The organism is Megasphaera elsdenii DSM 20460 (assembly GCF_003010495.1).
Classification (GTDB): domain Bacteria; phylum Bacillota; class Negativicutes; order Veillonellales; family Megasphaeraceae; genus Megasphaera; species Megasphaera elsdenii.
In genome coordinates, this window is sequence record NZ_CP027570.1 from 2,044,210 (window position 1) to 2,056,513 (window position 12,304).

Annotated in this window: 9 protein-coding genes; all 9 read left to right on the forward strand. The window is 52.5% G+C overall.

Going from position 1 to position 12,304, the window contains the following annotated elements:
• Positions 1-104: 104 nt before the first annotated feature.
• A complete protein-coding gene (locus C6362_RS09745) occupies positions 105-665 on the forward strand; it encodes a hypothetical protein (RefSeq protein ID WP_014016838.1) in 561 nt (186 codons plus the stop codon).
• 148 nt (positions 666-813) lie between these two features.
• Positions 814-1,155 (forward strand): 50S ribosomal protein L19, encoded by a 342-nt coding sequence (gene rplS / locus C6362_RS09750; RefSeq protein ID WP_014016837.1) that lies wholly within the window; start codon positions 814-816, stop codon positions 1,153-1,155.
• Between the two features lie 426 nt (positions 1,156-1,581).
• The gene (gene bioB / locus C6362_RS09755) at positions 1,582-2,577 is read left to right on the forward strand and encodes a biotin synthase BioB (RefSeq protein WP_014016836.1); all 996 of its coding nucleotides are present in this window, start codon (positions 1,582-1,584) and stop codon (positions 2,575-2,577) included.
• A gap of 384 nt (positions 2,578-2,961) precedes the next feature.
• Complete coding sequence (locus C6362_RS09760; protein WP_014016835.1) at positions 2,962-4,233, forward strand: manganese-dependent inorganic pyrophosphatase; 1,272 nt, start codon at positions 2,962-2,964, stop codon at positions 4,231-4,233.
• Positions 4,234-4,299: 66 nt separating this feature from the next.
• Positions 4,300-6,501 carry a DNA helicase PcrA gene (pcrA, locus tag C6362_RS09765; RefSeq protein WP_014016834.1) on the forward strand — a complete coding sequence of 734 codons (2,202 nt, stop codon included), beginning with the start codon at positions 4,300-4,302 and terminating at the stop codon, positions 6,499-6,501.
• A 504-nt stretch (positions 6,502-7,005) separates the two neighbouring features.
• Entirely contained in the window at positions 7,006-8,997 is a 1,992-nt protein-coding gene (ligA, locus tag C6362_RS09770) for an NAD-dependent DNA ligase LigA (RefSeq protein WP_014016833.1), read from the forward strand.
• 854 nt (positions 8,998-9,851) lie between these two features.
• The gene (gene rfbA, locus C6362_RS09775) at positions 9,852-10,745 is read left to right on the forward strand and encodes a glucose-1-phosphate thymidylyltransferase RfbA (protein ID WP_332370157.1); all 894 of its coding nucleotides are present in this window, start codon (positions 9,852-9,854) and stop codon (positions 10,743-10,745) included.
• 64 nt (positions 10,746-10,809) lie between these two features.
• Positions 10,810-11,178 carry a four helix bundle protein gene (locus tag C6362_RS09780; RefSeq protein ID WP_014016831.1) on the forward strand — a complete coding sequence of 123 codons (369 nt, stop codon included), beginning with the start codon at positions 10,810-10,812 and terminating at the stop codon, positions 11,176-11,178.
• Positions 11,179-11,250: 72 nt separating this feature from the next.
• A complete protein-coding gene (gene rfbB, locus C6362_RS09785; protein ID WP_014016830.1) occupies positions 11,251-12,273 on the forward strand; it encodes a dTDP-glucose 4,6-dehydratase in 1,023 nt (340 codons plus the stop codon).
• Positions 12,274-12,304 lie beyond the last annotated feature (31 nt).

Genomic DNA, 12,304 nt, shown 5'->3' on the forward strand with positions numbered 1-12,304 from the left:
CCATGGCCAAAAATGAAAAATATGATATAATAATAGGGAGTATTGCAGGAGCTGTCTTCACTCGACAGCTCCTTTTCCGCACCTACTATAAAGGAGTGATCATTATGAAATTCAAGAATCTCGTCATGTTGGCTGCTGCCCTTACCTGCATTGCCGGCTCGACAGTTATGGCTGAAGAAAAAGTGAGCATCAAGAGTGCCAGTGCCGACAGCTATGAAGTCGTCCAGGTCATGACGACAAAAGACAAGAAGTACTATCAGTATTATAACAGCGCCTATCAGTATGCCGTCGATATCCCCAGAGCGGCTACGACAGCTGACATGAATGCCGACGGCGACGGCTGCTATTTCCAGGACCCCAAAGACGATGCCGTCTACATGACCTATGCTGCCAAGAACACCATGGGCTTTACCATCGACGAACTCTACAACATGGCTTTGGGCATGAATGGTTCGCCGACCTTGACGACCAACATCAAGACCAAGAATAGCTATGCCATCGGCTGGACGGACGGCAAGAAATCCTATTACCACGAACTCTACATCAACGACAAGAACAAGACCTATACGGCCTTCTCCGTCACCTATCCGACCAGCAAGAAAGATAAGTACCAGGCCATCATCGCCCACATGTCCCGCAGTTTCATGCCGAACGTACAAATGTAATGGATAATATGGGGAAAACCCCTTTACAGGACAGTGTCTTTATGGTATAATTCCCTTGTTAATTTAGGCAGTCCTCTGTCCGGTAACACGATTGTCGTGAAAGGTGGCGGCAACGGGGGCACGAATGTCTTATAGGAGGAAAAAAGAAATGAACATTATCAGCGTACTTGAACAGGAACAGCTTCGTGACGATATCCCGGCATTCCGCCCTGGTGATACAGTCAAAGTTCACGTAAAGGTTGTCGAAGGCAATCGCGAACGTGTACAGGTTTTTGAAGGTGTCGTTATCGGCCGTCAGAACGGCGGTGTCCGCGAAACTTTCACTGTCCGCCGCGTTTCCTACGGTGTTGGTGTTGAACGTACTTTCTTAGTACATTCCCCGCGCCTCGCTAAAATCGAAGTCGTTCGCCACGGTATCGTCCGTCGTGCAAAATTGCACTACCTCCGTGGTCTTACAGGCAAAGCTGCCCGTATCCGCGAACGTCGGTAATTCATTGGCAAGAACACTTGAAAAAGAGGTTGACCTGCGAAGATGGCTTCGCGGGCCAGCCTCTTTTTTCATGGCTCCATCGTAGGGGCCGTCCCAAAGGGCGGCCCGCCGTGCCCAACCTCTCAGTCAGCTGCGCTGACAGCTCCCCTACAAAGGGAGCCAAAGCCTCTCCTCATAGGCCCTTTTTGGTCCGTCAGGTGCTGACCGCAGGGAAGTGCAAGACGGTTGCCAAAACGGAGAGCTGAGCTAGAGGTGGCCCGAAGGGCCGGAGAGGTTGGTCTTAAACAAATGGGCCATCCTGCGATTCAGGATATCGTGCACTCATATTGTTAACCATGATATAAATGAAATTGAGTTGACTGCAATCGATGCAGCGAGTATAATAATCCCATAGTTTACAAAAACAAAGCAAGGAGTGGGTTGACAATGAACACAATAGCTGCACTGACAGATAGCATTATAAAAGGATACCGCATCCAACGCGGTGATGATTTATCGATTTTCCTGGAAGCACCTTTAGAGGAGCTGCAGAAGGGGGCCGGTGCCTTACAGCGCCATTTTTGTGGCAACCATGTCGATTTCTGTACCATCATCAATGGCCGCAGCGGCCGTTGTGGGGAAGACTGCAAATACTGTGCTCAGGCGGCCTGCCATCATACGGGCTGTGACGAATACGGTTTCTTGCCGAAAGAAGAAATCATCGCCAACGCCAAGGCCAATCAGGATGCCGGCGCCAACCGCTTTGCCATCGTCACGTCCGGCCGGGCGCTGACCGGTGCTGATTTTGAAAAGGCCCTGGATGCATACCGCACGATGAAACAGATCCTGCACATCGACCTCTGTGCTTCTCACGGCCTGCTCACGCCGGAACAGCTGCACCGCCTCCATGAAACGGGCGTCACCAGTTACCATCACAACATCGAAACGTCGCGGCGTTTCTTCCCGCACATCTGTACGACCCACACTTATGACGACCGCATCCGCACCATCAAGGCCGCTCAGAAAGAAGGGCTCTGCGTCTGCTCTGGCGGCATCATCGGCATGGGGGAAACCTGGGAAGACCGCCTGGATATGGCCATCAGCCTGGCCGAACTGGGCATCCAATCCATTCCCATCAACGCCCTCATGCCTATTCCCGGCACGCCCTTGGAACATCGGATCCAACTCGACAGCCGCGACATCTTGCGTACGATTGCTTTCTTCCGCTTCATCAACCCGGAAGCCAACATCCGCCTGGCAGCAGGCCGCAAACTCCTGCCGGAAAACGGCGCTACGGCTCTCCTCAGCGGCGCGTCGGCTTCCATTACGGGCAACATGCTGACCACATCGGGTTCGACCATCGTCGAAGACATGGCCATGCTAAAGCGTCTGGGCCTCAGTAACCAGGACTTGGGCGAAAACAGCATGTGCGGACCGAGATGATCGTTGATCGTAGTTCGTTCGTCGTTCATCGCCTCGGACTCAGATGGCGCTGCGCGCCTTTCGACTCAAACTGATAATGCGTCCTCGGGTATCCCCTGCGGTGCATAGCGGGCGCCCCACGCGGTCGCCCCTACGATACGGGCGATGCTGCGTAATTATGTAACGATCGCTTTTGGGCGATTATAAAAAAATCCACAGCCGTATCCATGACGAACAGCACATGCTTTTCCGGCCTGCGGCGCCGCCAGGCGCCATTTCCCTCGACGAACGATGAACGACCTACGACGAACGATACGCCATCCCCCTAGCCACTCATTCTTGTCTATGGTATAATACAAAGGATAAATAAATACATTCAGATAAATTTTCAATGAGGTGATTATCGTGGCAAAACAGATTTTTGTTACCGGTCATAAGAGCCCGGACACGGACTCCATTTGTTCTTCTATTGCTTATGCAAAATTGAAACAGTTACAGGGCATCGACGCTACGCCGATCCGCGCAGGCGAACCGAATAAGGAAACGGCCTTTGCCCTTGATTATTTCCACGTCGCTCCCCAGCCGTTGGTCAAGGATTTCTACGTCAAAGTCAGCGAAGCCGTCCACACGGAAGTAGAAGCCCTTCCGGTCAGCGCTAGCCTGAAAGATGCTGCCAAATGGTTCGCATCCCATGAAAGCGACGTCGCTCCCGTTGCCGACAACGGTCAGTTCGTCGGCGTCATCGAAAAGAGCCAGCTTGCTGATGAATTCATCAAGACCGTTATGGGCGAAGAATTGAGCACCGTCAAAGGCCTGGCTCATGATCCGGAATTGTTCTTCAAACCGACCGACAACGGTCACGACATCCCGGCTGATGGCAAATATGCTGTCGTCGAAAATGGTAAATACGTCGGCATGATCTGTGCAGACTGCGTCGCTGCTGCTGAAAAACAGCCGGTCATCCTCGTCGACCACAACGAAAAGAAACAGATCATCGACGGCATCGACGAAGCATCCATCGTCGGCGTCATCGACCATCACCGCATCGGCGGCACCTTGGAAACGGCTGGCCCTATTTCCATCCTCTTCAAACCCGTCGGTTGCACGGCTACCATCGTCACGGGCTTGTATGAACAGGCTAAGATCGACATCCCGAAAGACATTGCCGGCCTGCTCTTGTCGGCTGTCATTTCCGATACGGTCCTCTTCCGTTCGCCGACCTGCACGCCGGCTGACCGCGAAGCTGCCGAAAAATTGGCTAACATCGCTGGCGTAGACATGGAAAAATACGGCATGGAAATGCTCAAAGCCGGTGCTAACGTCTCCGATTTGACGCCGGACCAGATTGTCCACAACGACATGAAAGAATTTTCCAGCGGCAATACGACCTTCACAGTGGCTCAGGTCCAGGTCATGGATACGACAGACCTCCTCGACCAGAAACAGGTCCTGCTCAACGCCTTGGAAAAATTGCGCGCTGAACACGATTACGCCGCTTCCTTCTTGATGATCACCAGCATCATCGACGAATCGACGAACCTCATCTTCGCCGGCAATATGGACGACGTCGTCAGCAGTGCCTTCGGCAAAGACGTCCTCGACAAGGAAGTCTACCTGCCCAAGGTCATGAGCCGTAAGAAACAGGTCATTCCGCCTATCCTTTCGGCAATGAAATAAGTGATGATTTTCAGAGGCCCCATCGACACGGTGTGGGCCTTTTTATCTGTAAAAGGGGAATAATGCATGAATCCTATTTTTGATACCCTCAACGACCGCCAGTGTGAAGCCGTCAAGCATACCGAAGGGCCGCTGCTGATTACGGCTGGCGCTGGTTCGGGCAAGACCAAGGTCCTGACCTGCCGCATTGCCCACCTCCTGGAACTGGGCGTCGCGCCGTACCGCATCCTGGCCATTACCTTCACCAATAAGGCTGCCAAGGAAATGAAGGAACGCGTGACCAACCTCGTCGGCGCCCAGGCGGACAGCATCTGGCTGAGCACGTTCCATTCGTTCTGTGCCAAGCTGCTGCGCTTTGAAGTCGACGGCTTCCACGGCTATACGCGGAATTTCACCATTTACGACTCGTCAGACCAGTTGGTCCTGGTCAAGGACTGCTTGAAAAAGCTCAACCTCGATGACAAGCAGTTCATGCCGCGGTCCGTCTTGGGGACCATTTCGTCGGCTAAGAACGTCCTCATGGACGCTAAGGCCTTTGCGGCGAAAGCCTCCGATTTCTACGAACAGAAAGTAGCCGACGTCTACGCCTTGTACCAAGAAAAGCTGCGGGAAAACAATGCTGTCGACTTCGACGACCTCTTGTTCCTGGCCGTGCGCCTTTTGCAGGAAAAGGAAGATGTTCGGGAAAAGTACCAGTCCCGTTTCCAATATATCTTGGTCGACGAATACCAGGATACGAACCATGCCCAATACGCCTTGACCAAGATCCTGGCTGCCCGCTGGCGCAACATCTGCGTTGTCGGCGATGCGGACCAGAGCATTTACGCCTGGCGCGGTGCCGATATCCGCAATATCATCGACTTTACCCGGGACTATCCCGATGCGGCATCGATTAAATTGGAACAGAACTACCGCTCGACAAAGACCATCCTCCACGCCGCCAATGCCGTCATCGACAACAACGAAAGCCGGCCCAAGAAGACATTGTGGACGGAAAACCCGGCAGGGAACAAGATTATCCATTACCAGGCCCAGACGGAACACGATGAAGCCGACTATATCGCCGGCGTCATCTATAACCGCCACGAAATCAGCCACGAACCGTATGGCGATATGGCCATCCTCTTTAGGACTAACGCCCAGTCCCGTGTCCTCGAAGAGAAACTCATGCGCTATGCCATTCCCTATACCATGGTCGGCGGCACCAAGTTCTACGACCGCAAGGAAATCAAAGACGTCCTGGCCTATTTGCGATTGCTCTACAACCCGGAAGACAGCTTGAGCCTGACGCGTATCATCAACGTGCCGAAACGGAACATCGGCGCCACGACGATGGAACACGTCGCAGCCTATGCGGAAGAACAGGGCATATCCTTGTTTGAAGCCTTGTCGTCGACGGACGAGATTCCCGTCACCAAACGAGCCCGGACGTCGTTGGAAAACTTCGCCGCCATGATTTTCGACCTCCTCAACGACATCGAAGGCAAAGATGTCTTGAGTCTCATCGAAACGGTCATCAAAGAGACGGGCTACGGTGATATGCTCGATAAAGAAGCGGAACATGACCCGCAAGGCGAAAGCCGCAAGGAAAATGTCGGCGAATTCCTGTCTGTCGCCAAAGATTACATGGACAGCAATCCCGACGGCAACCTCCAGGACTTTTTGGAAAACGTCGCCCTGGTCAGCGATGTCGATGATTTTGAAAGCAGTGATTCCAAAGTGACCCTCATGACTCTCCACGCCGCCAAGGGGTTGGAATTCCCTGTCGTCTTCCTGACCGGCCTCGACGAAGGCCTGTTCCCGCACAGCCGGACCCTGCTGGACCCGGCGCAAGTCGAAGAAGAACGGCGCCTGGCCTACGTCGGCATTACCCGGGCAGAACGGCAGCTCTACGTGACCAATGCCATTACGCGGACCATGTACGGCCGCATCTCGGCGTATATGCCCAGCCGCTTCTTGGCGGAAATTCCACCGCAGCTCATGGAAGACTACCATCGCAAGAGCGCCATGCCCCAGAGCCGGACGACGGCCGTGCCTGGGAAACAACGCGTCTCCATCTTGACCAAGCCCGTCGCGTCGAGCCTGCCGAAAAAACACGCCGTGACCGACACCTTTGCCAAAGGCGACAAAGTCCGCCACAAAATCTGGGGCATCGGTACTGTCCTCGACGTCATCGGTGAAGGCACGAACATGCAGATGAAAATCCAATTCCCAACAAAAGGCGTCCGCCAAGTCGTCGTAAAATACGCCCCCTTAGAGAAAATATAATAGGGGCCGCCTCGGAATCAGATGCCGCTGTGCGGCGGCAGACTCAAACTGACAACGACGCCTCGGGAAACCCTCAGCGCGTAGCGGGCCGCCTTCACAGGACGGCCCCTACGGATGCGGCGCTGCGCCGCGACAGACTCAAACTGACAACGACGCCTTGAGTAACCCTCAGCTCGTAAAAAGCAACCTCTCAGTCAGCAGAGCTGCCAGCTCCCCTACAAAGGGAGCCTAAGCCTCCCCTCATAGGCCCTTTTTGGCCCGTCAGGTGCTGACCATAGGGAAGCGCAGGACGGTTGCCAAAACAGAGAGCCGAGCTGGAGGTGGCCCAACGGGCCGGAGAGGTTGCTTGTGCTTTTGCAGGCCGCCTCGGGAAGCTCTCGGCTCGTAAAAATACCCCCAATCGGGGCCTTCGTAGGGGACGGCCAAAGGGCGTCCCGCCACAGATGTTGTGAGTATGTCTTTGCAGATAAGTGGAACCGATTTTCAGGAATAAAGGAGGAACCTATGGATACTGAAAAAGCGCGTCTCTTGGAGCTGCGCAAAAAAATAGATGAATTGAGTTATCAGTATTACACCCTCGACAAACCGACGGTGACTGATTATGAATACGATATGATGTACCGGGAACTGGAAAACATCGAAAAAGCCCATCCCGACTGGGTCACGCCCGATTCGCCGACACAGCGCGTAGGTTCTAAGATTTCCGGCGGCTTTGAAAAATACACTCACGACCGGCCCATGCTCAGCTTGGGCGACGTTTTCAGCGACGATGAATTACGGGAATTCGACCAGCGCGTCCGCAGCGATTTAGGCGGTGAATCCTTGGAATACGTCGTCGAACTGAAAATCGATGGCCTGGCAGTCAACCTCATTTACGAACAGGGGCAGTTCATCCGCGGCGTCACCCGCGGCGACGGCGTCGTCGGCGAAGACATTACCAACAACGTGCGCACCATCCGCACCATACCCTTACATATCGCCAGCGATTCGCCGCACATCGAAATCCGCGGCGAAGTCTACATGCCCATCACGTCATTTGAAGCCTTGAACCAGCAGCGCCGCGACGACGAACTGGAACCCTTTGCCAATCCCCGCAACGCCGCTGCCGGCTCCCTGCGCCAGCTCGACCCGCGCATTACAGCCCAGCGTAAACTGGCCTTCTTTGCCTATGCCTTGGGAGGCAACAGCGGCATTGAAATCAAGAGCCAAGAAGAATTGCTCCAGGACTTGGCGCAGTTCCATTTCCAAGTCAATCCGGAATACCGCAAGTTTACGGACATCGAAGACGTCATTACCTTCATCCACAGCTGGGACGACCGCCGCGACAGCCTGCCTTATGCGACAGACGGCATGGTCGTCAAGGTCAATTCCTTTGCCCAGCAGGCCCGCTTAGGGAACACCGTCAAAATTCCCCGCTGGGCTATTGCCTATAAATTCCCGCCTGAACAGGCCAAGACGAAAGTACTCGGCATTTCCGTCAGCCTCGGCCGGACAGGCGTCCTGACGCCGGCTGCCGATCTCGAACCAGTCCATCTGGCTGGGACGACGGTCAAGCGGGCGACGCTGCACAACGAAGATTACATCAAAGAAAAAGATATCCGCATCGGTGATACCGTCGTCATCCAGAAAGCCGGTGAAATTATCCCGGAAGTCGTCCGCTCCTTGCCGGAACGGCGTGACGGTTCGGAAACAGTCTTCACCATGCCGACGACCTGCCCGGCCTGCGGCAGTCCTGTCGTTCGCCGCGACGGGGAAGCGGCTTGGCGCTGCACTAACCCGGATTGCCCGGCAGTCATCGGTGAAAAAATCGCCCACTTCGTTTCCCGCGATGCCATGAACATCGACGGCCTGGGTGACGCCATCGTCCAGCAGCTCCTGGCTCAGGGGCTCATTCACGACGTAGCCGACATCTACGGCTTGACTAAAGAAGAACTAGTCGACCTCGAAGGCTTCGGCGAAAAATCAGCCGATAACCTGCTCAAAGCCATCGAAACGAGCAAGTCCGTCGGCCTGGCCCGGGTCCTCTTTGCCTTGGGCATCCGCTTCGTCGGAGCCAAAGCTGGCCGCGTCCTGGCCGAATCCTTCGGCTCTGTCGACGCCCTCATGAAAGCCAGCACGGAAGACCTGACGGCCATCGATGACATCGGCCCGCGCATTGCCGACAGCATCGTAGCTTATTTCCGCGATGCCAAGAACCAGGCTCTCATCGAAAAATTGCGCGCCCACGGCGTCGACATGACGGCGGAAAAGAAGACCCTCATCAACACGACCTTTGACGGCGAAATCGTCGTCCTCACAGGGAAATTACAGATGTTCAGCCGCAAAGAAGCCGAACAGGCCGTCGAAGCGCGAGGCGGTAAATGCACGTCCTCTGTCACCAAGAAGACCACCCTCGTCGTCGTCGGAACCGACCCGGGCAGCAAATACGAAAAAGCCAAGAAACTGGGCACACCCATCATCAGCGAAAACGAATTCAAAGAATGGCTGGAACGCTAAATAAGCAACCTCTCAGTCAGCAGAGCTGCCAGCTCCCCTACAAAGGGAGCCTTAAGCCTCCCCTGATAGGCCCTTTTTGGCCCGTCAGGGGCAGTTGTACGGATGCGGCGTCCCGCCGCGACAAACACAAACCAATAACGACGACTCGCGTAATCCTCAGCCGTATCGTAATGCCCCTTGCCGGAGGCTATCGTAGGGGACGGCCAAAGGGCGTCCCGCTCAGAATAGTGGCTACATTCGTAACAGACTAAGGGCGATGATTTTATGAATCAACATTTTCACCCGGAAAGTTGATGGTGTAAAATAATTGTGGGGAAACTTTAATGCATTAAAGAAAACATAATTACCTGTTGAATGAATAGCTGGGATTGGATAAGTCTACGCATATTGAGCCATTGTGCCGAGCTCGTTTAGTCACACGTTCTGCAGATGTCAGTTATCGTAAGTCCGTTGCGCTTACGCCTCCGGCCAGCTTGAGTGGGCAAAGTGTCTTACAGTCTATTCGTAAACTGGAAGCCTATGCGCGGAAACAATTCACGGCTCATAGGCAGACGAGAAAACCCGAAGTTAATCAAGAAATATTGAAGAAAGAATGGAGTCGCCGAAAATTGCCGTATTGTACGTACGTTCCCGATGAAGCAGCTCATATGCCGGGGCGTGAATCAACTTTGAACGGTAATGGATGCGACTCATAGAAAATGGTGGTTATCAGCATATTATGTAACGCTTATACCAAGGTCCTTTTTCTCACTCAAAAAAATTCCCATAATATGTTGACACCGTCAAAGTTCTTCATGACTTTGTATGGCAGGTTCTTTTTTGGTATAATTAAGTGTTAAAATTTACGGTGAGGAGTGATTTTTTTGAAAGGGATTGTATTAGCTGGTGGTAGTGGGACGCGGTTGTATCCGCTGACGATGGTGACGTCTAAGCAGTTGTTGCCGGTGTATGATAAGCCCATGATTTATTATCCGTTGTCGACGTTGATGTTGGCTGGGATTCGGGATATTTTGATTATTTCGACGCCGACGGATTTGCCGAATTTTGAACGGCTCCTGGGAGATGGGTCCCGCTATGGTATTCATTTGAGTTATAAGGTGCAGCCGTCACCAGATGGATTGGCTCAGGCTTTTATTCTCGGTGAAGAATTCATTGCCGGGGAACCGTGTGCTATGGTTTTGGGCGATAATATTTTCTACGGTGCTGGGCTGACCCGTCATTTGCAGCAGGCTGCAGCCAATACGGAAGGGGCTACGGTGTTTGGCTATTATGTCGATGATCCGGAACGGTTCGGCGTCATTGAATTCGATGAAAAGGGCAAAGCCATTTCTATTGAAGAAAAACCGGCACAGCCAAAGACGAATTACGCTGTTACGGGCCTGTATTTTTATGATAAGCATGTTTGTGAATATGCTAAACAAGTCAAGCCGTCGGCGCGGGGCGAACTGGAAATCACGGACTTGAATCAGATGTATTTGGAAAAGGGGAATCTCAACGTCGTCACCCTGGGACGGGGTTACGCCTGGCTCGACACGGGAACAGTCAACAGCCTGAGCGAAGCTTCGAACTTCGTCAAGGCTGTAGAAACGAGGGCCGGCATCCAGATTGCCGCCTTAGAAGACATCGCCTATGGCCACGGCTGGATCGATAAAGAAACCCTCATGGAAAGCGCCATAAAATACGGCAAGAGCCCATATGGACAATATTTGAAAAAAGTCGCAGAAGGGAGATTTTTGAAAGATTTGTAAGGAATGTTTGAGGTTTGATGTTTGATGTGAATGGTGCGAAATTTGTGAGAAAGGAGTGCTTGGTGTGCCTTTACGATCGTTTCGTGATTTAATCGTTTGGCAAAAAGCAATGCGATTGGCACGAGAGACTTATTGCTTGGTCAAGTTGTTACCTATGGAGGAACGCTATGCTTTGTCTGATCAAATGAGAAGGGCTGCTGTATCTATTCCTTCTAATATTGCAGAAGGTCAATCGAGAAATACTAAAAAAGAATTTATTCAGTTTTTGCATATTGCTAAAGGTTCTAATTCAGAATTGATGACACAATTTTTATTGTGCTTGGATTTTGAATATTTGAAAAAAGAAGAGATTCAAAAGGTTATGAAATTATGCACTGAAATCGATGGACTGCTCGGCGGTCTGATAAAAAGCTTAAAAACTAACCTGGTTTAACATCATACATCAAACATCAAACTGCTATTATTTAGGTGATAAAAGTATTATATCGAAAGAGGAGAACGGAGCATGACTATCATCATCACCGGCGGTGCCGGTTTCATTGGGTCGAATTTTGTGTTTCATATGTTGAGGGAGCATCCGCAGGACCGGGTGATTTGTTTGGATAAGTTGACGTATGCCGGGAATTTGTCGACGTTGGCACCGGTTATGGGGCAGGATAATTTCCGTTTTGTCAAGGCCGATATTTGCGACCGCGGTGCGGTGTATTCGTTATTCGAAGAAGAACATCCCGATGTGGTCGTCAATTTTGCGGCGGAATCCCATGTCGACCGATCCATTGAGAATCCGGCGATTTTCTTGGAAACGAATATCATGGGGACGGCGGTTCTCATGGATGCTTGCCGCAAGTACGGCATCCAGCGGTATCATCAGGTATCGACCGATGAAGTCTATGGGGATTTGCCCTTGGACCGGCCGGATTTGTTCTTTACGGAAACGACGCCGATTCATACATCCAGCCCGTACAGTTCCTCCAAGGCGTCGGCTGATCTCTTGGTCCTGGCCTATCATCGGACCTATGGCCTGCCGGTGACCATCAGCCGCTGCTCCAATAATTATGGGCCCTATCATTTTCCGGAAAAATTGATTCCCCTCATGATTATCAATGCCCTGCATGACAAGCCGTTGCCCGTTTACGGCGATGGACTCAACGTTCGCGATTGGCTCTATGTCGAAGACCATTGTCGGGCTATCGACCTCATCCTCCAGAAGGGCCGCGTCGGCGAAGTCTATAATGTCGGCGGCCACAATGAAATGAAGAACATCGACATCGTCAAATTGATTTGCAAAGCATTGGGCAAGCCGGAAAGCCTCATCCATCATGTTACCGACCGCAAAGGTCATGACCGGCGCTACGCTATCGACCCGACGAAAATCCATGAAGAATTGGGCTGGCTGCCGGAAACGAAATTTGCCGACGGCATCAAAAAGACCATCCAGTGGTACTTGGACCATGAAGACTGGTGGCAGCCCATTATTTCCGGCGAATACCAGCAGTATTACCAGAAGATGTATGGAAGCCGAGGCTGAAACCCCGGCGCAGTTCGCAGGCCGCCTCGGA